The following is a 25228-nucleotide window of genomic DNA, read 5'->3' on the forward strand; positions in this document are numbered from 1 at the left end:
ACTATTTTCTGGCGGCTTGAGGGCAGGCAAACAAAGGGTCTGGGGGAATCAGAGGGCATTTATGGATTGTGAGGGAGACGAAAAACCGGCGGAGATATGCCGGTTGGTGGCAAATACCGACCTGGATACATAAGTACAGTCGCCACAAAAACCTGTGGCGAGGGGGCTTGCCCCCGCTGGGGTGCGAAGCAGCCCTAAAATCTGCCACCGCATTTTTTCAGGTAAAACGCATTGGATGGTTTTACGACCGCTTCGCGGCCGAACGGGGGCAAGCCCCCTCGCCACAAAACCTCATTGCCACAGGGTTATGCCCCTGGGTCTTTTCCCACCTCATACTCACGCAACTTGTTGGCAATGGTGGTATGGGACACCCCGAGCCGTTTGCCCAGTTGTCGGCTGCTCGGGTGCTCGGAATACAGCCGTTCCAATACGGCCTTCTCGAAACGCCCGACAATCGCGTCCAGCCCGCCCTCAAGGGAAAAATCGCCAAGCGGTTGGCGCACGCCATAATCCGGCAAACGAATATGCTCGGCCTTGACCGTCCCGCCCTCACACAACGAAACCGCCTGAAACAACACGTTCTCCAGCTGCCGAACGTTGCCAGGCCAGTGGTAATGCCGGAGTCGATCCATCGCCGCCGGCGCCAGTTTCGGCAAGGGGCAACCGATCTGCCGGCTGGCCTGATCGAGGAAGTGCTCCACCAACGGCGTCAAACCATCGAGGCATTCGCGCAACGGAGGGATATGCAACGACAACACATTGAGCCGATGGTAAAGGTCCTGACGAAATTCGCCGCGAGCACACAGCTCCGACAGATCGACCTGGGTCGCGCAGATCACCCGTACATCCAGATAGACCTCTTCGTCACTGCCGACCCGGCGGAAACAACCATCCTGCAGAAAGCGCAGCAATTTGACCTGCAAGCGCGGGCTCATCTCCCCTACCCCATCGAGGAACAGCGTGCCTCCAGCCGTCAGCTCCAGCAGACCGAGCTTGCCTTCAGCCCGCGCGCCCTCGAATGCACCGGGGCCATAACCGAACAACTCGGTCTCGGCCATCGACTCGGGCAACCCGGCGCAGTTGAGCGCCATCAACGGCGACTGCCCTCGCGGGCTGGCCAGGTGGCAGGCGCGCGCCAGCAACTCCTTGCCGGTGCCGGTCTCGCCCTCGATGAGCAGCGGCGCATCCAGCGGTGCCATGCGCCGGGCTTCGCGAACCACCGCGGCCATGACCTTGGAGCTCTGGAAGATGCTGTCGAAACCGCGCAGTTCCTGCTTGCGCACATTATAGATACGCTCGCCGACCCGATCCGCCCGGTGCAACGTCAGCACCGCACCAGCCATGGCCTCGCTGTCGTCATGCTCCGATTGCAGCGGCGCGATATCAGCCAGAAACACATCGCCCTTGACCTTGACCCGCAAGCCATTGATCCGCGATTTGTTGGCGCGAACCAGCTCCGGCAAATCAAAGTCTTCGGCATAGCGCGACAGCGGAATTCCCGGCACCTCATCGACCCGCACCCCGAGCAACTGGGCGGCGGCACGGTTGGCCGCAACGATCGAGCCGCCCATGTCGATGGATAACACCGGAAACTCCAGCGCACCGAGCAAGGCGTTGAGCTCCATATGCCGACGCTCGCTGGGCATCAGCCCAACGCGCTTAACGCCGAACACACCGTTAATCGCCTCGAACTTCGCGCGCAGCGCCTGGAACTGAATGTTGATCAGGTTCGGGCAATGCAGGTAGATCGCATTGCCATGCTCACCGCCGACTTCACCGCGGGCAACGTTGATCCCGTACTCCACCAGTAGATTGAGAATGTCGCGCAGGATACCGATACGGTTCTGGCAGTGGACTTTGATACGCATAAAAAGGCCTGGGATTTTATTGGAAGGTCGAGAACCCCGCTTGCGCAGGTAAAACCCAATGCCTGCCTGTTAAAGAAACGGCGCGTCGAACGCAAAACCTGTGGCGAGGGGGCTTGCCCCCGCTGGGCTGCGCAGCGGCCCTAAAACCTGCAAACGTATTGTTTCAGGCACACCGCGCTTGTCGACTTTACGACTGCTGCGCAGCCGAACGGGGGCAAGCCCCCTCGCCACAAGTGCGCGCCAGGCTTTAGATTTCCATTAACTGACCGGCATTGGGTCAAAGCCCGCCATTTTTTTGCAGTCGGGCTCAGTTAATCGTCAAGATTATGTGACAGTTTCAAGCCTTTTCAAACCGTCAGATCTCAATACACAGGGGATCGAGGCCATTACGTAACGAAAACTTTACAAAAAGCAGGGAAAATTCCTACTCACTCTTCAACCGAGGTGCTGCAACTGGCTCTTCTCTGCGCTATCTATATGGACATAAGTTGAACCATAACAAGAATGTATCCCCTAGCAGGAGAGCAGCATGAAGCAGACGCACTACGTGGCTCGCGAGCCCGATGCGCAAGGTTTTATCGACTATCCCGCAGAAGAACATGCGGTGTGGAACACGCTGATCACTCGACAACTGAAAGTGCTCGAGGGTCGTGCGTGCCAGGAGTACCTGGACGGCATCGAAAAACTCGGCCTGCCTCACGATCGCATTCCGCAACTTGGCGAAATCAACGAGGTGCTGGCCGCCACTACCGGCTGGCAAGTTGCCCGGGTGCCGGCGCTGATCCCCTTCCAGACCTTTTTCGAATTGCTGGCGAACAAGCAGTTTCCGGTGGCGACCTTTATTCGTACCCGCGAAGAGCTTGATTACCTGCAAGAACCGGACATTTTCCACGAGATCTTCGGCCACTGTCCGCTGCTGACCAACCCCTGGTTCGCCGAATTCACCCATACCTACGGCAAGCTTGGCCTGCAAGCCTCCAAAGAGGAGCGGGTCTATCTGGCGCGGCTGTACTGGATGACCATCGAGTTCGGCCTGGTCGACACCCCGCAAGGCCAACGCATCTACGGCGGCGGCATCCTGTCCTCGCCCAAGGAAACCGTGTACAGCCTGTCGGATGAGCCGGAACACCAGCCGTTCGATCCGCTGGAATGCATGCGCACGCCGTATCGCATCGACATCCTGCAACCGCTGTACTTTGTCCTGCCGAACCTCAAGCGCCTGTTCGATCTGGCTCACGAAGACATCATGGGCATGGTCAAGCAAGGTATGCAGCTGGGCTTACGCACTCCCAAGTTTCCGCCAAAAGCAGCGTGACCCGCGCCTTTTGGCATCAGGTGAGTCTGTTACGGGCCAACGCTTTGCTTTAGCGTGGCCTTACTGACGACCGTTTTTCCAAACACTCGATTTCAGGAATACATCATGTCCACATTGAACCAAGCCCATTGCGAAGCCTGCCACGCCGATGCTCCACAAGTCAGCGACGAAGAACTGCCGGTACTGATCAAGCAGATCCCTGACTGGAACATCGAAGTTCGCGACCGCGTGATGCAGCTGGAAAAAGTTTTCCTGTTCAAGAACTTCAAGCACGCCCTGGCCTTCACCAACGCCGTCGGTGAAATCTCCGAAGCCGAAGGTCACCACCCAGGCCTGCTCACCGAGTGGGGCAAAGTCACCGTGACCTGGTGGAGCCACTCGATCAAAGGCCTGCACCGCAACGACTTCATCATGGCCGCACGCACTGACGAAGTGGCCAAGGACGCCGAGGGCCGCAAATAATGCATTTCGATGCCATCGGCCGAGTGCCCGGCGACCCGATTCTCGGCCTGATGGAGGCCTATGCGCTGGATTCGAACCCGCGCAAATTCGACCTCGGCGTTGGCGTCTACAAAGACGCCCAGGGCCTGACGCCGATTCTTCAGGCAGTGAAACTGGCCGAACAACGGCTGGTCGAGCAGCAAACCACCAAGACTTACATCGGTGGCCACGGCAACGTGGCGTTCGGCAAGGGCATCAATGATCTGGTGCTGGGCGCGGACTCCAAGCTGATCGCCGAGCAACGGGTCGGCGCCACCCAGACCCCGGGCGGCACCGGCGCATTGCGCCTGAGCGCCGACTTCATTGCCCGCTGCCTGCCCGGCCGCGGTATCTGGTTGAGCAATCCGACCTGGCCGATTCACGAAACCATCTACGCCGCGGCCGGCCTCAAGGTCAGCCACTACCCCTATGTCGGCAGCGATAACCGCCTCGACATCGAAGGGATGCTGGCGACCTTGAACCAGGTGCCCAAGGGCGACGTGGTGCTGCTGCACGCTTGCTGCCATAACCCTACCGGGTTCGACCTGTCCCATGACGACTGGCGTCGGGTGCTGGAGATCGTCCGCAGTCGCGAATTGCTGCCGTTGATCGACTTCGCCTACCAGGGCTTCGGCGACGGTCTGGAACAGGATGCCTGGGCAGTACGACTGTTCGCAGAAGCATTGCCTGAATTGCTGATCACCAGTTCCTGCTCGAAAAACTTCGGCCTGTACTGCGATCGTACCGGCGCGCTGATCGTTTGCGCGGCGGATGCCGAGAAGCTGCTGGATATCCGCAGCCAACTGGCGTTTGTTGCCCGTAATCTGTGGTCGACTCCGCCGGATCACGGCGCAGCCGTGGTCGCGACCATCCTTGGCGATCCAGAGCTGAAAAACCTCTGGGCCGATGAAGTCGAAGCCATGCGCCTGCGCATCGCGCAATTGCGCTCAGGCCTGGTGGAAGCCCTTGGGCCCCACGGTCTCGGCGAGCGTTTCGCGCACATCGGTGTTCAACGCGGAATGTTCTCCTACACCGGCCTGACACCGACCCAGGTGCAGCGCCTGCGGGAAAACCATAGCGTGTACATGGTCAGCAGCGGCCGGGCGAACGTCGCCGGCATCGACGCGACACGCCTGGATTTGCTGGCCGAGGCGATTGCCGAGGTGTGTGCATAACCCATCGAGCCAAAACGCGGTCCGTAGCAGCTGCCGAAGGCTGCGTTCGGCTGCGAAGCAGTCGTAAAACCAAACGCTGCGGTGTTCCAGAATGATCGTGGATGCAGGATTTACGACCGCTACGCGGCCGGACGCAGCCTTCGGCAGCTGCTACGGGGAATGCAATGAAATCCCATTAATTTCATCCCTTCCCCGCTTGTATAGACAACCCCGCCCGTCGCAACAATCGGATTTAAAAGTCTTTTTGCCATTTCCAGTGCTGTATCCTCTACAAGCTTTTTTAACATCGCGGATTAACCAGCGATATAAAAACAGACCTTGCGAGGAGCGACGACGATGCATGAGATACCTAATCTCCCCTTCCCAAGCCTGCACGAGACTGAGCAGACAACCACGCAACAAGCCGGTGCTCAACAGCCCGAGCCGAACGATTCAGTTGAACGCCTCAAGGCCGATAGCGAAGACTGAGTGAGCGATCCAGACCGTGTGGAAAGCGCTAAATGATGCGCTTTCCACACAGCCTGAACGCCAGCCCCCCTCGAGAACCGAGCCATGACCGACAACTTCAGCGAAACTCAAGCCAGCGTGCTGATCGGCACCGCTGAAAAGATGATCGAGGTCTGGAATCGCCTCAGCCCGGAGAAACAAGCCGCCCTGCTGGCCCGTTTCGGCAATCAGGAAAATGCCCTGGCCGCTCTGGTCACCACGCAATTGCTGGCTCCCGGCAAATCCTGATTTTCCTTCCTTGAATCCATTCGCCACCGCAATTTCGGGTCGGCGCGATAGTTTTTCATTTCCCCGCCCTGCATCGCCACAACCACCGGTATCATAAGCAGCCTATCTATCCTGCCGCGCCAGTGGACCTCTCCCCCATGCCAGATACCCAGCGCCCCATGGCGGTCACGCTGCAAGTGGTTTCCATCGTACTTTTCACCTTCATCGGCTACCTGAACATCGGCATCCCCTTGGCCGTGCTGCCGGGCTACGTCCACAGCAACCTGGGTTTTGGCGCGGTGATCGCCGGCCTGGTGATCAGCGTGCAATACCTCGCCACCCCGCTCAGCCGTCCTTATGCCGGGAAACTCATCGACAACAAGGGCAGCAAACTGGCGGTCATGTACGGCCTCGCCGGTTGCGGCTTGAGCGGCGTGTTCATGCTGATTTCGGCCTGGACACAGAGTTTGCCGATGTTGAGCCTGATCAGCCTGTTGATCGGCCGCCTGGTGCTCGGTAGCGCGGAAAGCCTGGTGGGTTCCGGTTCGATCGGCTGGGGCATCGGCCGGGTCGGCGCGGCGAACACCGCCAAGGTCATCTCCTGGAACGGCATCGCCAGTTACGGCGCATTGGCCATCGGCGCCCCGCTGGGGGTGCTGCTGGTCAATCAATTGGGCCTGTGGAGCATGGGCGTGAGTATTCTGCTGCTGGCCGCTTTGGGTCTGGCACTGGCCTGGCCGAAAACCGCCGCGCCGATTGTCGTCGGTGAACGTTTGCCGTTCATGCATGTGCTGGGTCGGGTGCTGCCCCACGGTTGCGGCCTGGCGTTGGGCTCTATCGGTTTCGGCACCATCGCCACCTTCATCACCCTGTATTACGCCACGCAACACTGGGACAACGCGGTGCTGTGCCTGAGCCTGTTCGGCGCGAGTTTCATCGGCGCGCGGCTGCTGTTCGGCAACCTGATCAACCGCCTCGGTGGATTTCGGGTGGCGATTGCTTGCCTGGCGGTGGAAACACTGGGGCTATTGTTGTTGTGGCTGGCACCGGATGCTCATTGGGCATTGGCTGGCGCGGCATTGACTGGTTTCGGCTTCTCGCTGGTGTTCCCGGCGCTGGGTGTGGAAGCGGTCAACCTGGTACCGGCCTCCAGCCGTGGTGCGGCGGTCGGTGCCTATTCAGTGTTTATCGATTTGTCGCTGGGGATTACCGGCCCATTGGCGGGCGCGGTTGCGGCCGGCTTTGGTTTTGCCTCGATCTTCCTGTTCGCCGCGCTCGCCGCGTTGAGCGGTTTGGTGCTGAGCGTTTACTTGTACCGGCAGGCGCCGAAGCACCTTAATGAAAAGTACCGCGAAGAAAGGGACGCGCGCTAGAAATCGACCTTGCCACGTCCGGCCTTGATGCTGCCGCGCTTGGTCTTCGATTCGAGCCGACGCTTCTTTGAACCGAGGGTCGGCTTGGTCGGGCGGCGTTTCTTTTCGACCTTGGTGGCGCTGAGGATCAACTCGGTCAGGCGCTCCAGCGCATCGGCGCGGTTCTGCTCCTGGGTCCGGTATTGCTGGGCCTTGATGATCAACACCCCTTCGCTGGTGATGCGACTGTCGCGCAGCGCCAGCAGCCGTTCCTTGTAGAACTCGGGCAACGACGAGGCCGGAATGTCGAAGCGCAGGTGCACGGCACTGGAAACCTTGTTGACGTTCTGCCCACCGGCGCCCTGGGCGCGAATGGCGGTCAACTCGATCTCGGCATCCGGCAGATGCACATTGTTGGAAATCACCAGCATGGAAAAGCGTTCCGCGTTTGGGGTTCATCAGGATACCCGAATAGCCTGAAGGGGAATGCGGACCATTGTGGGTTCGGTGCAAGCTCACTGAAACCCATAAACAACAAACCCGGCACTGGGCCGGGTTTGTTGTTTTCAGGTAACGCTTTACTTCACTGCACCAGCCGCCATCAACGCCTGTTGCGCACTGCGCTTGTTCTTGATGCCGTAGCAGACCCACATGAACGCCACCCACACCGGGATCGCGTAGACCGAGACCTGGATGCCCGGGATCAGCAGCATGACGCCAAGGATGAACACCACGAACGCCAGGCAGACGTAGTTGCCGTACGGGTACCACAGGGCCTTGAACAATGGCGTCTGCCGGGTACGGTTCATGTGCTGACGGAACTTGAAGTGCGAGAAGCTGATCATCGCCCAGTTGATTACCAGGGTCGCAACCACCAACGACATCAGCAGTTCCAGCGCATGTTGCGGGATCCAGTAGTTGAGCAGCACGGCGACCAGGGTCACCGCGGCCGACGCCAGAATCGAACGCACCGGCACGCCACGCTTGTCGATTTTCGCCAGCGCCTTCGGTGCATCACCCTGCTCGGCCATGCCCAGCAGCATGCGGCTGTTGCAGTAAGTGCCGCTGTTGTACACCGACAGTGCCGCGGTCAGGACCACGAAGTTGAGGATGTGCGCCGCGGTGTCGCTGCCGAGCATCGAGAACACCTGAACGAACGGGCTGCCGCTATACGCATCGCCAGAGGCGTTCAGACTGGCCAGCAAGCTGTCCCATGGCGTCAGGGACAACAGCACCACCAGTGCACCGATGTAGAAAATCAGGATCCGGTAGATCACCTGGTTGATGGCTTTAGGGATCACGGTCTTCGGCTGGTCAGCCTCGGCTGCGGTGAAACCGAGCATTTCCAGGCCACCGAAGGAGAACATGATGATCGCCATGGCCATCACCAGACCACTGACGCCATTGGGGAAGAAACCACCGTGTTGCCACAGGTTGGTCACCGAGGCCTGTGGCCCGCCGTTGCCGCTGACCAGCAGGTAGCTGCCCAGGGCGATCATGCCGACGATGGCCACGACCTTGATGATCGCGAACCAGAACTCGGCCTCGCCAAAGACTTTGACGTTGGCCAGGTTGATCAGGTTGATCAGTACGAAGAACCCGGCTGCCGATACCCAGGTCGGGATGTCCGGTGCCCAGTAATGGATGTACTTGCCGACCGCAGTCAGCTCCGACATGCCCACCAGGATGTACAGGATCCAGCAGTTCCAGCCTGACAGGAAGCCGGCAAAACCACCCCAGTATTTGTGTGCGAAGTGGCTGAACGAGCCAGCCACCGGCTCTTCCACGATCATTTCGCCCAGTTGGCGCATGATCATGAAAGCGATGAAGCCGCAGATCGCGTAGCCGAGGATCATCGACGGGCCGGCCGATTTCAGCACGCCGGCAGAACCGAGAAACAACCCGGTACCGATCGCGCCACCGAGGGCAATCAGTTGAATATGGCGATTCTTCAGGCCGCGTTGAAGCGTACCGGAATGCGAGTTTTGTCCACTCATTAAAAGGGTCTCACGCAAGGTTTGATGATGTTCGTTGGACGTTGCTGCTTGGGTACGAGATTAAGCAGCGGGGATCAAACCCCAGCGCAGGCACCAGGAGTTCAGCGTTTTGTTAACCGTCATGCGTCACCTGTTTGTTTTTATCTGTGACGAAATCGAACCCGACACGCTTGTGACGTGGCGGAGTGAACAAGGCGGATAGCCTTGAGTTTATTGGCCTTTGGCGATCAAACGGCGTGCTGGGAGCAAACGAGTCATGACAGCCGACAGGCGCAAAATGCGCGGATACGCAGTTGAGTCACAGTTAAAACGCCGCGCATTGTACACCCGTAACCCGCTGCTGCCAGACACTGCCTGATCAGCGCGTCGGTTGCCGGGATGGCACGGGGCCGTCTCGAGGGTCGCGGACGGCGGCAATAAACTGGACGAACCGCTGTGGGCCGTCAGTGGCGACGATGGGGGAATCATCGCTTGGGGAGAGTCGGTAGGAATGGATCATGGCGTACATTGCGCCTCCTTCTTGTTATGACCTGCACGACAGGCATGGGGCGCATAACACCCTCACCAGCGATGGGAAACAACCGGGGTAGAGCCTTGTGGCCAGTGATTTCGGGCTGAATTCGGAAGGTTTTCCTTACGGCGCCCAAGATCCATCGATTCCATGGGTGAAATTCGGGATATTCGTAAATATTTCGTTACGGTGCGGAACACCAAATTTCCGCTGCAGATCGGCGCAGGGATGGGTTGTTGCCACTGGCGCTATCGCGAGCAAGCTCGCTCCCACAGTGGGCCTGTGTTGATCGCAAAATTGCGAACACACCGAAGATCCAATGTGGGAGCGAGCTTGCTCGCGAAAGCGGAGGCAGGAGCACCGCAAATCTGCAGGGTGATATGAAGAGTAAAAAAAACGCCAACCCTAGGGTTGGCGTTCTTGTTTGCAGCTTACCGCTTACTCCGGCTTGCGACGGCCAAAGCCTGGACGCTGGCCCGAACCGGCCGGTGCGCCACGGCGTTTGCCCGATGGCGCATCCTTGTCAACCAGGACGATGCCCGGACGCTTGGACTTCGGCGCTGGCTTGGCTGGGCGCTTGGTATCGGCCGGGCGTTCTGCCACTGGCGTACCGCGACTGGAATCGCTGCGACCGCCTGCTGGCGCGCCACGATCGCTACGACCGCCGGTTGGAGCACCGCGACCGGTAGCCGGACGCGGAGTGCGTGGACCACGTACACCATCCTGACGCGGTTCCGCTGGCTTGCGCGCCGGGCGCTCGCCTTCGATGTGCGGCTCACGGACTGGACGCGGCCCGGCGGCCGGTGCGCCGGCAGCTGGACGCAGGGTCCGCACGCGCTCGGTCTTGCCAACCGGGCGCGACGATTTACGCTGCATACGCTCGAGCTTGTCTTTGCTCTTCGCGTTCAGCTGCGGCATCGCCACCGGAGTCAAACCCACTTCAGCACTGAGAATGTCGACTTCGTACTGGCTCATTTCGCGCCAGCGACCCATCGGCAGGTCAGAGTTGAGGAACACCGGACCGAAACGCACGCGCTTCAGACGGCTGACCACCAGACCTTGGGATTCCCACAAACGACGCACTTCACGGTTACGGCCTTCCATCACCACGCAGTGGTACCAGTGGTTGAAACCTTCGCCACCCGGTGCTTGCTTGATGTCGGTGAACTTGGCCGGGCCGTCTTCGAGGACGACGCCGGCTTTCAGACGCTCAATCATCTCGTCGTCGACTTCGCCACGTACACGTACCGCGTATTCACGGTCCATCTCGTAGGAAGGGTGCATCAAGCGGTTGGCCAGCTCACCGTCAGTGGTGAACATCAGCAGACCGGTGGTGTTGATGTCCAGGCGGCCGATGTTGATCCAGCGGCCTTCTTTCGGGCGCGGCATTTTATCGAACACGGTCGGACGGCCTTCCGGGTCGTCACGGGTGCAGATTTCACCGTCGGGCTTGTTGTACATGATCACGCGGCGTACCGACTCGGCGGCTTCTTCGCGCTTGATCACCTTGCCATCGATGGTGATGGCGTCGTGCAGGTCGACGCGCAGGCCAAGGGTGGCATCTTTGCCGTTGACCTTGATGCGGCCATGGCTGATCCAGGCTTCTACGTCGCGGCGCGAGCCGACGCCGATACGGGCGAGGACTTTCTGCAGTTTTTCGCCTGCGGGGCCGATTTCCTGGCTGTCTTTCTGGTCTTTAACACTCATCTGGGCACCTCCCGGTGTGGTCTGTTCAGGCCTGGCCTGAAGAGTTGAAAGCTGGGTACCTGGGCGAAGGGATCGCTCAAGGGTCGCGAATCATACGCTCATGAGGGCGTTCGCGCATCAGAGACTAGTTGATAAGCCGTGGCTTATTTGTTTTTCCGCCGACCGGTGGCGCCCCAGGATCAAAAGATCGCAGCCTATCGGCAGCTCCTACGGGAGGATTGGTGTACACCCGGTAATTGCGGGTGTACACGGTCGGCGTAGGAGCTGCCGCAGGCTGCGATCTTTTGGCGGCCTTCAATCCTCCGACATTCTTCTTTCGTTCTCGATCGCTTCGGCCAGGGCTTGGGCTTCGGCTTCTTCGTCGCTCAGCTGGGGCTTGTGCCGCTCCAGTGCCGCGACGGCGGCCAGGAGTTTTTCCCGGGCTTGGGCCACGCCTATGAGGTCGTCTTCCTGCGGCTGTTCGATTTCGGCCTCGACCTGAAATTCGACCTCAACCTCAGCTTCAACCTCAACTTCAACTTCAACCTCAACCTCGGGCTCGGGTTGAACCAGCCCCTCTTCGGTTTCGCTCACCGCCCCATCCCGCAGCAAATCGTCGAAGTCGGTCTTGAGGCCCTCTTCCATCGAGTCCAGCTCCAGCAGCAAGGTATGGAAACTGGTTTCGTCCTTCGGTTCTTCCGGTTCGGCGCTGGCGTCGGCCAGGGCTTGCAGGCTTTGCGGCACGGGCGCGTCGTCGAAGTCGAGCACCGGATCGGGTTCCAGCTCACGCAGCTCGGCCAGTGGCGGCAGGTCGTCGAGGTTCTTCAGGTTGAAGTGATCGAGGAATGCTTTGGTGGTGGCGAACATCGCCGGCTTACCCGGCACGTCGCGGTAACCGACGATACGGATCCACTCGCGCTCGAGCAGGGTTTTGACGATATGGGTGTTGACCGCCACCCCACGTACATCCTCGATCTCGCCCCGGGTAATCGGTTGACGATAGGCGATCAAGGCCATGGTTTCCAGCATGGCCCGGGAATAACGCTGCGGCCGCTCTTCCCACAAGCGCCCCACCCAGGGTGAAAACTTTTCGCGGATCTGCAGGCGATAGCCGGAGGCGACTTCCTTGAGCTCAAAGGCCCGGCCGTCGCAGGATTTGGCCAGAATCGCCAGGGCCTTCTTGAAGACCGGCGGTTCGGGCCGCTCGCCTTCTTCGAAGAGCTCGAACAGGCGCTCCAGCGATTGCGGCTTTCCCGAGGCCAACAGAAAAGCTTCGAGCAATGGCGCCAGCTCGCGGGGTTCAGTCAGGTTCATTGTTTCAGCTCGTTATTCGGCTCGCGCCCGCACATGGATAGCTGCAAAAGACTCATTCTGCACCAGCTCGACCAAGGATTCCTTGACCAGCTCGAGGATCGCCATAAAGGTCACGACTACACCCAGGCGCCCTTCTTCGGCGGTGAACAGCTCGACAAAAGGCACGAAGCCACCGCCCTTGAGCCGTTCCAGCACATCGCTCATGCGCTCGCGGGTGGATAACGCCTCGCGACTGACCTGATGGCTTTCGAACATATCGCCACGGTGCAGAACCTCGGCCATGGACATCAGCAATTCTTCCAGGCTCACGTCCGGCAATAGCTTACGCGCCCGGGCTTCTGGCGCATCGAGCTTGGGCACCACCACGTCGCGCCCTACCCGACTCAGGCCGTCGATACCTTCGGCGGCGGCCTTGAATCGTTCGTACTGCTGCAGGCGGCGGATCAGTTCGGCTCGCGGGTCGTCTTCTTCGGCTTCGATCTCGGCGGCGCGCGGCAACAGCATCCGCGATTTGATCTCGGCGAGCATCGCCGCCATCACCAGGTACTCGGCGGCCAGTTCCAGGCGCACCGATTGCATCAACTCGACATAGCCCATGTACTGGCGGGTGATTTCCGCCACCGGGATGTCGAGAATATTGATGTTCTGTTTGCGGATCAGGTACAGCAGCAAGTCGAGCGGACCTTCGAAGGCTTCGAGAAAAACCTCCAGCGCATCCGGCGGAATGTACAGGTCCAGCGGCATTTCCATGACCGCCTGGCCATAGACCATGGCGAACGGCAGTTCCTGCTGCGCCCCAGCCTGGCTATCCACGGATTCGACAACGGACATTCAGGCTTCGACCGTAAACGGTGTCGGGTCGCCACAGCCGACGCGGATCACTTCCGGTTCGCCGTCGGCCAGATTGATCACCGTGGAAGCTTTGATACCGCCGAAGCCACCGTCGATGATCAGGTCGACCTGATGTTCCAGCAACTGGCGCATCTCGTAGGGGTCGCTCATCGGCTCGGTCTCGCCGGGCATGATCAGCGTCACGCTCATCAGCGGTTCGCCCAGTTCTTCCAGCAACGCCAGGGCTATCGGGTGGCTCGGCACCCGCAGGCCGATCGTGCGTTTCTTGGGGTGCAGCAACAGCCGCGGCACTTCGCGGGTGGCATTGAGAATAAAGGTGTAGGGCCCTGGCAGGTGGGCCTTGAGCAGGCGAAAGGTACCGGTATCGATCTTGGCGAACAGCCCCAGCTGCGAAAGGTCGCTGCAAATCAGCGCGAAGTTGTGTTTGTCGTCCAGTTGCCGCAAGCGACGGACACGCTCAATGGCGTTCTTGTCACCGATCTGGCAGCCAATGGCGTAGGAAGAGTCGGTTGGATAGATCACCACTCCACCGGACCTGATGATCTCGACGGCCTGTTTTATCAGGCGCGCTTGCGGGTTTTCCGGATGAATCTGGAAAAATTGACTCACATTCTCTACCTGTTCAGACGGCGGCAATAACTGGGTCATGTTTGAACCGACACCAAAGCGGCGGCAGATCTTCCGGGATCGGGCGGTATTCGCCAATCTCGGACCAGCCTCCAGGTCCATGAAAATCACTGCCGGCGCTGACCAGCAGACCGAACTCACGAGCAAGAATAGCCAGGCTGCCCACTTGCTCGGCGGGCTGATGGCCGTTGACCACCTCAATCGCATGGCCACCTGCTTGAATATAGTCGGCAATCAGGCGGCGACGTTTGCTGCGAGTGAAATCATAGTGCCAAGGGTGCGCCAGACTGACCCAGGCACCCGCTGCACGCAGGGTTTCGACAGTTTCTTCAAGGGTTGGCCAATGCTGCTTGACATCCCCCAGCTTGCCGGCGCCCAGCCATTTGCGGAAGGCTTCGGCGCGGTCCTTGACGAAACCGGCGCGCACCAGATAGTCGGCAAAGTGCGGACGGGCCGGGGCATTGCCGCTGTCGCCCAGTTCCTGCTGAATCGCCCGGGCACCTTCGAGCGCACCGGGCATGCCCTTGAGCTCCAGCTTGCGGCTTATTTCTTCGGACCGCAGCCAGCGGCCGTGGTGCAATTTGTCGATGGCCTCGACCAGCGCCGGGGCGTTGACGTCGAAACCATAGCCCAATACATGAATGGTCGCCCCGCCCCAGGTGCAGGACAATTCGACACCGTTGATCAGTTGCATGCCCAGTGCAACCGCCGCGCTACGGGCCTCATCCAGGCCTTCGAGGGTGTCATGATCGGTCAAGGCCAGGACTCGCACGCCTCTCTCGAACGCACGCGCAACCAGTACCGCAGGCGCCAGGGCGCCATCGGAGGCCGTGCTATGGCAGTGCAAATCAACATTCACAGGACTCTGTAACCTCAATTCAGCTGGCGCTTTCGCAACCAAGGATGTTTGTTATTATGCCGACACATCCTGCTTCTGGCTGCCACTGTGAAACAATTCATCGACTTCATCCCGCTGCTCCTGTTCTTCATCGTCTTCAAGATCGATCCAAGGGTCGTCGACATCGCCGGTCACCAACTGACTGTAGGCGGCATTTACAGCGCCACGGCGATGCTGATCATCAGCTCCCTGGTGGTTTACGGCGCGCTGTTCTTTTCCCAGCGCAAGCTGGAAAAAAGCCAGTGGCTGACCCTGATCGCCTGCCTGGTCTTCGGCAGCCTGACCCTGGCCTTCCACAGCGAAACCTTCCTCAAGTGGAAGGCCCCGGTAGTCAACTGGCTATTCGCCCTGGCCTTTGCCGGCAGCCACTTCATCGGTGACCGCCTGCTGATCAAACGCATCATGGGCCATGCGCTGACGCTGCCGGAGCCGGTCTGGACCCGTCTGAATATTGCCTGGATCGGTTTCTTCCTGTTCTGCGGCGGCGCCAACCTGTTCGTGGCCTTTACCTTCCAGAGCTACTGGGTCGACTTCAAAGTCTTCGGCAGCCTGGGCATGACGGTGCTGTTCCTGATCGCCCAGGGCATCTACCTGTCCCGCCATATTCACGACACCGAAACCACTACGCCAAAAACCGAGGACTGACATGCTTTACGCAATCATTGCTACAGACGTCGCCAATTCCCTGGAAAACCGTCTGGCGGCACGCCCGGCGCACCTGGAGCGGCTGCAACAGCTCAAGGCTGAAGGTCGCGTGGTGCTTGCCGGCCCGCACCCTGCCGTCGATAGCAATGACCCCGGCGCCGCGGGTTTTACCGGCAGCCTGATCGTCGCCGAATTCGACTCGCTGACGGCCGCGCAAGCCTGGGCCGATGCCGACCCGTACATCGCTGCGGGCGTCTACGCCAACGTCTCGGTCAAGCCGTTCAAGCAAGTCCTGCCGTAAAATGTCCCCCGTCGCGGTGAACCTTGTTGGTTCATCGCGCTCTCAATCGCTCATTATTCTCGTTTAACGGCCGACAACCTGCCCAACACTCGATTGGAATCAGGAGTTCCGATGCGCCAAGGTCCGTTGTGTCTGCTGTTGGTCATGTTATCGATCGGGGCTGCGGCCCATGCCGAAGAGCGTTCTGACTTGGGCAATTCCACGCCCCTGTCCCTGAGCGCCGGTAGCCAGATCACCGAGTTGCAGCAACGCTTGAAAGAAAGCGAGCGGCTGCGTGATGAGCTGAACAAACACTTGCAAAATGCCGATAGCGAACGTGAAAGCGCCCGCTTGACCGCCCTGCGCCAAGAGAACCAGCGCCTCAAGCTGCAACTCAAGGAGGCATTGGCAAGCCCCGCACCGCGCCTGCTGACTGATCAGCAGCAGTGGTTCGTCATCGGTGCCGCGGTAGCGCTATTGGCCCTGCTCTGCGGTATCTTCGCCAGTGGCGGACGTAGACGACGTCGGCAATGGCTAAATTGAGTGAGTCATGAGCGACCTGTTACTGATAGATGATGACCAGGAGTTGTGTGAGCTGCTGGCCAGTTGGTTGAGCCAGGAAGGCTTTCAGGTGCGTGCCTGCCACGATGGCCAGAGTGCGCGCCGCGCCTTGGCCGAAACCGCGCCGGCGGCCGTGGTGCTGGACGTGATGCTGCCCGACGGCAGCGGTCTGGAACTGCTCAAGCAACTGCGCAACGATCATCCGGACCTGCCGGTGCTGATGCTCTCGGCCCGCGGCGAGCCGCTGGATCGCATCCTCGGCCTGGAACTGGGCGCCGACGACTACCTGGCCAAACCCTGCGACCCACGGGAGTTGACTGCTCGCCTGCGTGCCGTGTTGCGCCGCAGCCATCCGACGGCGGTGTCCAGCCAGCTCGAGTTGGGCGACCTGTGCTTCAGCCCGGCCCGCGGCGTAGTCAGTATCGATGAGCAGGAGTTCACCCTGACCATCTCCGAAAGCCGCCTGCTTGAAGCGCTACTCAAGCAACCGGGCGAGCCGCTGGACAAGCAGGAACTGGCGCAGATCGCCCTCGGCCGCAAACTGACCCTGTACGACCGCAGCCTGGACATGCACGTCAGCAACCTACGCAAAAAAATCGGCCCCCACCCCGACGGACGTCCGCGCATCGTTGCCCTACGTAGCCGCGGTTATTACTACAGCCTCTGAAAGGCGCCACATAAAGCCCCCCGTAGCAGCTGCCGAAGGCTGCGTTCGGCTGCGAAGCAGTCGTGATCCGGCTAATACAGTGTGTCTGGAAGAGCGCGAGTGCAGATTTTACGACTGCTGCGCAGCCGAACGCAGCCTTCGGCAGCTGCTACGGGGAACGCGTACACCCAGGCCGGCCGGTCGGCCGCCTTGCTTTTGCCTTGCTTTGGCTTTTGATCCTGATCTTGATCTTGATCTTGATCTACCCGCCCCTTCGGCAGGCCGAGTGGAGGTGTTCATCAGGGGGGTGGCGCGTAGCGCCGTCAGCGCAGCTGACTCCGCCGCATTGCGGCGCCCCATGATGGACACCGGAGCGAGGGAACACCGAGCCTTGGCGAGGTGCCGTACGCTCGGGGCGAGCCTTTTTGGGTCCTTTTGTGGCGCTTGACAAAAGGGCCTCGCCGTAAGGGCGAAACCCTAAGTGGCCGTTACCGCAGGAATGGATATGTACACCAGCGAGAGACAGGCCGGCTGTCAGGCCGTCTTCGCTGGCAAGCCAGCTCCCCCATTGGATTTGGGTACATCCGCAAGAGTCAGGTCGGCTGCCAGGCCGCCATCGCGAGCGGGCTCGCTCCCACAGTGGATCGGTGTACATCCGCGAGAGACAGGCCGGCTGTCAGGCCGCCTTCGCAAGCAAGCCCACTCCCACAATGGATCTGTGTACATCCGCCAACCTCTTTACCCAAGCTTTACGCTTCGCTGACCGCCGCTGACCTTGATCCCGGTAATCTGCACACATCCGGACTCACCGGGAACCGAGACAAGGAGATACACCATGCGCAAGACTCTTATCGCTCTGATGTTCGCTGCTGCCCTGCCGACCGTTGCCATGGCCATGCCAGAAGGTTCAGGCCCGATGGGTCCGATGGACGGCCCGCGTCACGGTCAGCACGGCCAGCACGGTAAAGGCCCTTACAGCGAACTGGACTTGAGCCGCGAACAGCGCCAGCAGATCGGCAAGTTGATGGGCGAGCAAATGCGTGCGCGTCACCAGCTGATCGACACCTACCTGGAAAAACTCCCGGCGGCCGAGCAGAAAGCCCTGAAAGATGAGTTGGCGGCCAAACACCAGAAAACCGAAAGCGACATTCGCGGCCTGCTCAAGCCTGAACAACAGAAGGAATTCGACGCCATCCAGAAAAAACACGCTGAGCGTCGCGCCGAATGGGCCGAGTTCAAAGCCTGGAAAGCGCAACAACCGAAAAAAGCGCAATAATGCGTTAGCGTTCATCCCCCAGCCCAATGGCCCCCCGCCGTTGGGCTTCTTTGTTTGAGGACTTCCCGTGCGTTCATTGTTCTGGCGCATCCTGGCCAGTTTCTGGTTGGCCATTGCCCTGGTTGCAGGGCTGTCGATTCTGCTCGGGCACATGCTCAATCAGGACGCCTGGATTCTCAGCCGCCACCCCGGCATCAATACCCTGGCCGAAGAGTGGACGCAAACCTTCGAGTCCCAGGGCGAAGACGCCGCCCAGGATATTCTCGAGCAGCGCAAACGCCAGTATCACATCGACGTTCAAGTGCTCAACGAAAGCGGTGACCCGCTGGTGCGTGGCACCTTTCCGCGGCGCGCCGCGGCCTTCGAAGCACGGCAGAACAACGATGACCGACGCCTGCCCTGGCGGCGCCTGACCGTCGAATACATCAGTCCGAAAACCGGCGAAACCTATCTGTTGATCTACCGCATTGCCCACCCGGAACTGGATACCTGGCATCGCGAAAGCCTGCTCTGGCCCCTCAGTGCCCTGGGGATCGCACTGGTGGTACTGACCTTGTTCAGTTTGTTGGTCACCTTTTCCATCACTCGTCCGCTCAGCCGTTTGCGCGGCGCGGTACACGACCTGGGCCAGACCACCTACCAGCAAAACAGTCTGGCGCAACTGGCCAACCGTCGCGACGAGTTCGGGGTCCTGGCCAACGACTTCAACCGCATGGGTGCTCGTCTGCAAAGCCTTATCGGCAGCCAGCGGCAATTGCTGCGCGATGTCTCCCACGAGCTGCGCTCACCGTTGGCCCGACTGCGTATCGCCCTGGCATTGGCTGAACGTGCCAGCCCCGAAGAGCGGGAAAAACTCTGGCCACGACTGACCCGCGAATGTGATCGCCTGGAAGCCTTGATCAGTGAAATTCTGGTGCTGGCCCGTGTCGACGCCGACAATGCCAGCGCTGAAGAAATCGACCTCAACGGGCTGCTGAAAAACCTGCAAAAAGATGCCCTGCTCAACTCGGCCGAACAAAACGTCAGGCTCGAGGCCGAATCACAGCTGAGCCTCAAGGGCTGGCCGACCATGATCGAACGCGCCCTGGATAACCTGTTGCGCAATGCCCAGCGCTTCAACCCGGCGGGACAGCCGATTGAAATGCTGGCATTGCGCCAAGGTGAACGGATTGTCATCAGCGTGCGCGATCACGGCCCGGGGGTCGACGCTGAACATCTGAACCAATTGGGCGAACCCTTCTACCGCGCGCCCGGGCAGACTGCCCCAGGCCATGGCCTGGGGCTGGCCATCGCCCGCCGGGCAGCGGAACGGCACGGCGGCAGCTTGATCCTGGCCAATCACCCGGAAGGCGGATTTATCGCCAGCCTGGAGTTGCCGCTGGTGCCTGGAGCTGTGGTTCAGCCTTAAGCTATTGGGTGCGGCCAGAAAGATCGCAGCCTGCGGCAGCTCCTACACGGATCGCGTACATCATTGCGAGGTGTATGCCGGACCTGTAGGAGCTGCCGATAGGCTGCGATCTTTTGATCTTCAGACCTTGGCTGACCAACCACTGACAAACTCGGCCACATCCACTTTCGGTGCCGTGCGCGGTTCATTCAGCGGTGTGCCCAGGTACAGGAACGCAATCACCTGTTCGTCCTCGGCCAATCCCAGGCCTTTGGCCACATGCGCGGTATAGGACAACTCGCCGGTCCGCCACACCGCGCCGATGCCCTGGGCATAAGCGGCGAGCAAGATGCCGTGGGCTGCACAGCCGGCAGACAGCAACTGCTCGGACTTCGGCACCTTGGGGTGATCCTGCAAACGCGCAATGACCACCACCACCAGCGGTGAGCGCATCGGCATGGCGCGGGCCTTGTCCAGTGCGGCCTGGGGTACTTCGCCACCTTGCAGTTGCGCCGCTTCGGCCAGTAGTTCGCCCATTTGCTCGCGGGCCGCACCTTCTACTGTCAAAAAGCGATAGGGGCGCAGCTGACCGTGATCCGGAGCCCGCAGAGCCGCCGCAAACAGCACCTCCCGTTGCGCCGCAGTGGGCGCCGGGTCGAGCACACGCGGCACGGAAACACGGTTGAGCAAAGCGTCGAGAGCCCGCATCGGCCACCTCCTGAGAAAAATGTCCGGCTATTCTAGAGCCTGTACGGCTAGTTCGTTAGCTCAAATTCGGATGCCGGAAGTTCATAGCCAAGGCGCCGTGACGAGTCATAGCCCGCTATGGCGAGGAACGGCAACGCAGGATATGGGCTTCTGGCGCCGAAGTTGAGCTAACAGAACTAGCCACACAGGCTCTGGTGGTAACTGCCCGGACGGTGCCGGTTTACATGCCCCGCGCCGCAGGTAGAATGGCGCCCTTCCCTTATCAGCCCGAGCGGACTTCATGGCGTTGCCGACCTTACGGATCATTGGTTTCATTATCGGCATCTTCCTGATAACCCTGGCCATCAGCATGGTCGTGCCCATGGCGACGCTGGTGATTTTCGAACGCACCGGCGATCTGCCGTCGTTCCTCTGGGCCAGCATGATCACCTTTGTCGCCGGCCTGGCACTGGTGATTCCCGGGCGTCCGGAGCACGTACACCTGCGCCCGCGGGACATGTACCTGCTCACCGTGACCAGCTGGCTGGTGGTCTGCGTGTTTGCCGCGCTGCCGTTTCTGCTGACCCAGCACATCAGTTACACCGACTCGTTTTTCGAAAGCATGTCCGGCATCACCGCCACCGGGGCCACTGTGCTCAGCGGCCTGGACAACATGTCCCCGGGCATCCTGATGTGGCGCTCCTTGCTGCACTGGCTCGGCGGGATTGGCTTTATCGGCATGGCAGTAGCGATTCTGCCGCTGCTGCGAATCGGTGGCATGCGTCTGTTCCAGACCGAATCCTCGGACCGCTCCGAGAAAGTCATGCCGCGTTCGCACATGGTGGCCCGCCTGATCGTGGGTTCCTACGTCGGCATCACCATCCTCGGCAGCCTGGCGTTCTGGTGGGCCGGGATGAGTCTGTTCGACGCGATCAACCACGCGATGTCAGCGATTTCCACCGGCGGTTTCTCGACCTCCGACCTGTCTCTGGCCAAGTGGCCCGAGCCAGCGGTACATTGGGTCGCGATCGTGATCATGATTCTCGGCGCCCTGCCGTTCACCCTCTATGTCGCCACGTTGCGCGGCAACCGTCGAGCGCTGATCAAGGATGAACAGGTTCAGGGCCTGCTCGGAATGTTGCTGGTGACCTGGCTGGTGCTCGGCACCTGGTACTGGTGGACCACCCAACTGCATTGGCTGGAAGCCTTGCGCCATGTGGCGCTGAACGTGACCTCGGTGGTCACCACCACCGGCTTTGCCTTGGGCGACTACAGCCTGTGGGGCAATTTCTCGTTGATGTTGTTCTTCTATCTGGGCTTTATTGGTGGCTGTTCAGGTTCGACCGCCGGCGGGATCAAGATCTTCCGCTTCCAGGTCGCCTACATACTGCTCAAGGCCAACCTTAATCAGCTGATTCACCCGCGCGCGGTGATCAAACAGAAGTACAACGGACACCGGCTCGACGAAGAAATCGTCCGCTCGATCCTGACCTTCTCGTTCTTCTTCGCCATCACCATCTGCGTGATCGCACTGTTGCTGTCGCTGCTCGGTGTCGACTGGATGACCGCCCTGACCGGCGCCGCGAGTGCGGTTTCAGGCGTCGGCCCGGGGTTGGGCGAGACCATCGGCCCGGCCGGCAACTTCGCCACCCTGCCGGACGCCGCCAAGTGGATTCTGTCGTTGGGCATGCTGCTCGGGCGCCTGGAGATCATTACCGTGTTCGTTCTGTGTATTCCGGCGTTCTGGCGTCATTGAGCACAGTCGGTGTCCCCGGCAACCGCGCCCGGTATTCGCCAGGCGTGGCATCGAACCAGCGCCGGAAGGCCCGAAAGAAGTTGCTCGGGTCGGCGAAGCCCAGCAGATAAGCGATTTCCAGCAGGGTCATGGCTGGCTGCGCAAGGTATTGCTCGGCCAGCTCGCGGCGGGTGTCGTCGAGCAATGTCTGGAAACTGGTGCCCTCCTCCTGCAAACGTCGTTGCAAGGTGCGCTGGGACAGGTGCAGGGTCTGCGCGACGGTGTCACGCTTGGGCTCGCCCTGGGGCAGCAAGCGACACAACACTTGCCGCGCCTGGTGGGTCACGCGACTTCCCGAGAACCGCGCCAGATATTCCCCGGCAAACCGGTCATGCAACAGCGCCATCGCCTCATTGGCGGTCGGCAACGGCGCTTCCATGTCCGCGCGCTCGAAAATCAGCGCATCGTACGGCGCATTGAACACCAAAGGCGCGTGAAAGACTTGTTTGTAGGGTTCAAGATTGAGCGGTTGCGCGCCCTGGACCAACACCTTGCGCGGTTGCAGGGTGCGCCCGCTCAACCATCCGCATAACGCCAGGGCACAGGCCAGCGAGGCTTCGGCACTTTGCCGGGTCGGCGGCAGATGGTCGCCATGCACTGTCAGAATCAGTGCATAACCTTCAGGCAGAAGGCGAAAACTCAAGTCAGCGCTTTCGGCGATGATCCGCTGATAACGCACCAACCGCTCAAACCCTTCGGCCAGGGTCCGACTGGACATCAAGGCATAACCGGCGACATTAAAAGAAGCCGGGCGCACCACCTTGCCCATGTTCAAACCGATGGCCGGGTTACCCGACAGCTCCACGGCAAGTTGCCAAAGCCGCGTCATCGAGTCCTGAGGAAACCGTGCATCCGGATCGTCCAGAGCGCCGTAGTCGAGTCCCAGCTGCTTGAACAATGCCCGGCAATCCAGGCCGTCCATTTCCAGTGCCTTGACAATCCCCATCGTCCAGCTTGCAGAAGTCGTTCTTTCGCTCATGGCGTCTTCTTAAATGATGAGCCGCATTCCCGCGGCCGATTTTCGAAGGATACTAAAGTGGCGCCTATTGTCACTGGCTGTGACCACTGATCACTCTAGACTTAAATAAGCTCCCCGCAGAACATTTGGCCATCAGCATAAAATAACCACAGAGATCGCAGTCGTGGATAACAGCAAGCGTTTCAACAGCTTCTCTGAGTTCTACCCTTACTATTTGAGTGAGCACAGCAACAGCACCTGTCGCCGGCTGCACTTCATCGGCACCAGCCTGGTGCTTCTGATTCTCGCCGTGGCCATTGCCAAAGGGGCCTGGCTGCTGTTGTGGGTACTGCCCCTGGCGGGTTACAGCTTCGCCTGGGTCGGGCATTTTTTCTTTGAGAAAAATCGCCCCGCCACCTTCCAGCATCCGCTGTACAGCCTGCTCGGCGACTTCGTCATGTACCGCGACATGATGCTCGGCAAAGTGCCGTTCTAAGTCCTCACGCCGTCCTGTACTGCCCGTGCGCGATCAGATCCATGGCTTACACTGAAAATCCCATCGAACAACACCAGAGGATCGCCAATGAATGCCAGTGCGCGCTTCACTCATATGCAGGATGGCACACAGGAAGACTGGGCGATCATCGCTGCGGACTTCACTGCCTATGCCAGGCAACTACCGGCGCGAATCGTGACCCATCTCAAGTTGCTCGAGGGGGATTTCGGCGGCTTCCCGGTGGATCGTTTGACCCACTCGCTGCAAACCGCCAGCCGCGCCTGGCGCGATGGGCGTGACGAAGAATATGTGGTCTGCGCCCTGCTTCATGATATCGGCGACACCCTCGGCTCCTACAATCACCCGGACATTGCCGCGGCGATCCTCAAGCCTTTCGTCAGCGCCGAAAACCTGTGGATGGTGGAAAAGCACGGGATTTTCCAGGGCTATTACTTCTTCCATTACCTGGGGATGGACCGGCATCTGCGCGAACAATTCAGCGAGCACCCGCAGTACCTGCAGACCATCGAATTCTGCGCCAGGTACGACGCTGCAGCCTTTGATCCGGCCTACGACAGCCTGCCCCTGAGCTTCTTCGAACCCATGATGGAGCGCCTGTTTGCCCAGCCGAAGAACTCGATTTACTTGGCGGCGATGGAACAGCATTCGCCAGTCTGAGGATTGTCTGAAGCAGGGAAACTGTTAAAAGATCGCAGCCTGCGGCAGCTCCTACACCGACCGGGTACACCCGCGATTTTGCTGGTGTTTTGTAGGAGCTGCCGCAGGCTGCGATCTTTTCGGGCTCACACCGGCTCAGCAACCTTCACCAACTCTGCCTTCAATTGCGCCTCCCGCGCCTGGGCATCGGCCAATCGATACAACTCGATCGTGCCATCCCAATGCTCGATCAAGGCAGTGCATGACTCCACCCAGTCCCCGCAATTGAGGTAGTCCACCTCACCCACCTTGCGGATTTCGGCATGGTGAATATGCCCGCAGACCACCCCGTGCAGGCCTCGTTTGGTGCATTCGTGGGCGATGGCCTCTTCAAAGTCACTGATAAAGCTCACCGCGGTTTTAACCTTGTGCTTGAGGTAGGCCGACAACGACCAATAACCGTAGCCATACCGCGCGCGCCAGTGATTGAGCCAGCGATTCAGCGTCAGGGTGATCTCGTAGGCCGAGTCGCCGAGAAACGCCAGCCAGCGGTGATAGCGAGTGATCACATCAAACTGATCGCCGTGGATCACCAGCAGATGCCGGCCATCGGCGGTGACATGGATGGCCTCGTCGACCAGCTGGATATTGCCCAGGATCAGCTTCGAATAACGCCGCAGGAATTCATCGTGATTGCCGGTGACGTAGATCACTTCAGTGCCGCGCTTGCTCATGGTCAGCAAACGCCGGATCACGTTGGTGTGCGCCTGCGGCCAGTACATGCCGCCGCGCAGCTTCCAGCCATCGATAATGTCGCCGACCAGATAGACCCGGTCCGCGTGATAGCCCTTGAGAAATTGTGCCAGGTGCTCCGCCTGGCAATCCCGGGTGCCGAGATGCACATCGGAAATCCACAGTGTGCGCACGCGTTGCTTACGGCTGGGTCGGGTGAGCTCAGCGCTGGTCATGGGCAAACTCTCCGGTATTTTCAGCGAGCTTGCGCCGCGGCGATTAATAGCCCATGACACTAATGCGGCAGCCTGATGACAGC

The 25228-nt window shown here is 60.1% G+C and carries 26 protein-coding genes; 15 read left to right on the forward strand and 11 right to left on the reverse strand.

The features are described 5' to 3' along the window. Nucleotides 1-305 precede the first annotated feature (305 nt). Nucleotides 306-1868, reverse strand: a complete 1563-nt coding sequence (locus tag F8N85_RS15040) for a sigma-54-dependent transcriptional regulator (RefSeq protein ID WP_150804353.1) — start codon at nucleotides 1866-1868, stop codon at nucleotides 306-308. Nucleotides 1869-2397: 529 nt separating this feature from the next. On the opposite strand from F8N85_RS15040, the gene phhA reads away from it, so the two are divergent. The 6 genes from phhA to F8N85_RS15065 all read left to right on the forward strand — a co-directional run bounded on the left by phhA (nucleotide 2398) and on the right by F8N85_RS15065 (nucleotide 6925). Continuing rightward, entirely contained in the window at nucleotides 2398-3183 is a 786-nt protein-coding gene (gene phhA, locus F8N85_RS15045) for a phenylalanine 4-monooxygenase (protein WP_150804354.1), read from the forward strand. A 105-nt stretch (nucleotides 3184-3288) separates the two neighbouring features. Then, the gene (locus tag F8N85_RS15050) at nucleotides 3289-3645 is read left to right on the forward strand and encodes a 4a-hydroxytetrahydrobiopterin dehydratase (RefSeq protein WP_150804355.1); all 357 of its coding nucleotides are present in this window, start codon (nucleotides 3289-3291) and stop codon (nucleotides 3643-3645) included. Continuing rightward, nucleotides 3645-4838: an amino acid aminotransferase gene (locus F8N85_RS15055; RefSeq protein ID WP_150804356.1), complete on the forward strand. Its 1194-nt coding sequence runs from the start codon at nucleotides 3645-3647 to the stop codon at nucleotides 4836-4838. The genes F8N85_RS15050 and F8N85_RS15055 overlap by 1 nt, the downstream gene beginning before the upstream one ends. A gap of 336 nt (nucleotides 4839-5174) precedes the next feature. Further along, nucleotides 5175-5306 carry a hypothetical protein gene (locus F8N85_RS35440; protein WP_263596376.1) on the forward strand — a complete coding sequence of 44 codons (132 nt, stop codon included), beginning with the start codon at nucleotides 5175-5177 and terminating at the stop codon, nucleotides 5304-5306. 84 nt (nucleotides 5307-5390) lie between these two features. Further along, complete coding sequence (locus F8N85_RS15060) at nucleotides 5391-5573, forward strand: hypothetical protein (protein ID WP_150804357.1); 183 nt, start codon at nucleotides 5391-5393, stop codon at nucleotides 5571-5573. Between the two features lie 137 nt (nucleotides 5574-5710). Next, on the forward strand, nucleotides 5711-6925 hold the full coding sequence (locus tag F8N85_RS15065; protein ID WP_150804358.1) for an MFS transporter: 1215 nt from the start codon (nucleotides 5711-5713) through the stop codon (nucleotides 6923-6925). Here the strand turns inward: F8N85_RS15065 and arfB are convergent. The 7 genes from arfB to F8N85_RS15105 all read right to left on the reverse strand — a co-directional run bounded on the left by arfB (nucleotide 6922) and on the right by F8N85_RS15105 (nucleotide 14750). Then, entirely contained in the window at nucleotides 6922-7335 is a 414-nt protein-coding gene (gene arfB / locus F8N85_RS15070) for an alternative ribosome rescue aminoacyl-tRNA hydrolase ArfB (RefSeq protein ID WP_007938537.1), read from the reverse strand. The two genes, F8N85_RS15065 and arfB, sit on opposite strands and share 4 nt — an antisense overlap. Nucleotides 7336-7482: 147 nt before the next feature. Then, nucleotides 7483-8901, reverse strand: a complete 1419-nt coding sequence (locus tag F8N85_RS15075; protein WP_150804359.1) for an amino acid permease — start codon at nucleotides 8899-8901, stop codon at nucleotides 7483-7485. Nucleotides 8902-9850: 949 nt separating this feature from the next. After that, nucleotides 9851-11119, reverse strand: coding sequence for a 23S rRNA pseudouridine(2605) synthase RluB (rluB, locus tag F8N85_RS15085; RefSeq protein ID WP_150804360.1), 1269 nt, complete (start codon nucleotides 11117-11119; stop codon nucleotides 9851-9853). 294 nt (nucleotides 11120-11413) lie between these two features. Continuing rightward, the gene (gene scpB / locus F8N85_RS15090) at nucleotides 11414-12412 is read right to left on the reverse strand and encodes an SMC-Scp complex subunit ScpB (protein ID WP_150804361.1); all 999 of its coding nucleotides are present in this window, start codon (nucleotides 12410-12412) and stop codon (nucleotides 11414-11416) included. 12 nt (nucleotides 12413-12424) lie between these two features. Next, entirely contained in the window at nucleotides 12425-13123 is a 699-nt protein-coding gene (locus F8N85_RS15095) for a segregation and condensation protein A (protein ID WP_191636188.1), read from the reverse strand. 120 nt (nucleotides 13124-13243) lie between these two features. After that, the gene (locus F8N85_RS15100; protein WP_150804363.1) at nucleotides 13244-13873 is read right to left on the reverse strand and encodes an L-threonylcarbamoyladenylate synthase; all 630 of its coding nucleotides are present in this window, start codon (nucleotides 13871-13873) and stop codon (nucleotides 13244-13246) included. Between the two features lie 13 nt (nucleotides 13874-13886). Further along, nucleotides 13887-14750, reverse strand: a complete 864-nt coding sequence (locus tag F8N85_RS15105) for a PHP domain-containing protein (protein WP_150804364.1) — start codon at nucleotides 14748-14750, stop codon at nucleotides 13887-13889. 87 nt (nucleotides 14751-14837) lie between these two features. Here F8N85_RS15105 and F8N85_RS15110 point away from each other — a divergent pair, with 87 nt between their 5' ends. From F8N85_RS15110 to F8N85_RS15135, 6 genes are all read left to right on the forward strand, one after another. Continuing rightward, nucleotides 14838-15434, forward strand: coding sequence for a septation protein A (locus tag F8N85_RS15110; protein ID WP_150804365.1), 597 nt, complete (start codon nucleotides 14838-14840; stop codon nucleotides 15432-15434). A gap of 1 nt (nucleotide 15435) precedes the next feature. After that, on the forward strand, nucleotides 15436-15735 hold the full coding sequence (locus F8N85_RS15115) for a YciI family protein (RefSeq protein ID WP_150804366.1): 300 nt from the start codon (nucleotides 15436-15438) through the stop codon (nucleotides 15733-15735). Nucleotides 15736-15846: 111 nt separating this feature from the next. Beyond that, nucleotides 15847-16257, forward strand: a complete 411-nt coding sequence (locus tag F8N85_RS15120) for a translation initiation factor 2 (RefSeq protein WP_150804367.1) — start codon at nucleotides 15847-15849, stop codon at nucleotides 16255-16257. 7 nt (nucleotides 16258-16264) lie between these two features. Then, nucleotides 16265-16942: a response regulator transcription factor gene (locus F8N85_RS15125; protein WP_150804368.1), complete on the forward strand. Its 678-nt coding sequence runs from the start codon at nucleotides 16265-16267 to the stop codon at nucleotides 16940-16942. Nucleotides 16943-17756: 814 nt separating this feature from the next. Next, the gene (locus tag F8N85_RS15130) at nucleotides 17757-18197 is read left to right on the forward strand and encodes a Spy/CpxP family protein refolding chaperone (protein WP_150804369.1); all 441 of its coding nucleotides are present in this window, start codon (nucleotides 17757-17759) and stop codon (nucleotides 18195-18197) included. 67 nt (nucleotides 18198-18264) lie between these two features. Further along, nucleotides 18265-19605 (forward strand): sensor histidine kinase, encoded by a 1341-nt coding sequence (locus tag F8N85_RS15135; RefSeq protein WP_150804370.1) that lies wholly within the window; start codon nucleotides 18265-18267, stop codon nucleotides 19603-19605. A gap of 120 nt (nucleotides 19606-19725) precedes the next feature. Here F8N85_RS15135 and F8N85_RS15140 read toward each other — a convergent pair whose 3' ends face one another. Beyond that, a complete protein-coding gene (locus tag F8N85_RS15140; protein ID WP_150804371.1) occupies nucleotides 19726-20292 on the reverse strand; it encodes a nitroreductase family protein in 567 nt (188 codons plus the stop codon). A 280-nt stretch (nucleotides 20293-20572) separates the two neighbouring features. Between F8N85_RS15140 and F8N85_RS15145 the strand changes: the two genes are divergently transcribed. After that, a complete protein-coding gene (locus F8N85_RS15145) occupies nucleotides 20573-22027 on the forward strand; it encodes a TrkH family potassium uptake protein (protein WP_150804372.1) in 1455 nt (484 codons plus the stop codon). Here F8N85_RS15145 and F8N85_RS15150 read toward each other — a convergent pair. Next, nucleotides 21984-23045: an AraC family transcriptional regulator gene (locus F8N85_RS15150; protein ID WP_150804373.1), complete on the reverse strand. Its 1062-nt coding sequence runs from the start codon at nucleotides 23043-23045 to the stop codon at nucleotides 21984-21986. The two genes, F8N85_RS15145 and F8N85_RS15150, sit on opposite strands and share 44 nt — an antisense overlap. 163 nt (nucleotides 23046-23208) lie before the next feature. Between F8N85_RS15150 and F8N85_RS15155 the strand changes: the two genes are divergently transcribed. After that, a complete protein-coding gene (locus F8N85_RS15155; protein ID WP_150804374.1) occupies nucleotides 23209-23520 on the forward strand; it encodes a DUF962 domain-containing protein in 312 nt (103 codons plus the stop codon). An 87-nt stretch (nucleotides 23521-23607) separates the two neighbouring features. Then, nucleotides 23608-24198 (forward strand): HD domain-containing protein, encoded by a 591-nt coding sequence (locus F8N85_RS15160; protein ID WP_150804375.1) that lies wholly within the window; start codon nucleotides 23608-23610, stop codon nucleotides 24196-24198. A gap of 125 nt (nucleotides 24199-24323) precedes the next feature. On the opposite strand, the gene F8N85_RS15165 is transcribed toward F8N85_RS15160, so the two are convergent. Next, complete coding sequence (locus F8N85_RS15165; RefSeq protein ID WP_150804376.1) at nucleotides 24324-25145, reverse strand: UDP-2,3-diacylglucosamine diphosphatase; 822 nt, start codon at nucleotides 25143-25145, stop codon at nucleotides 24324-24326. Nucleotides 25146-25228 lie beyond the last annotated feature (83 nt).

Source organism: Pseudomonas fluorescens (genome assembly GCF_902497875.1).
In the GTDB taxonomy this organism is placed as follows: domain Bacteria; phylum Pseudomonadota; class Gammaproteobacteria; order Pseudomonadales; family Pseudomonadaceae; genus Aquipseudomonas; species Aquipseudomonas fluorescens_BR.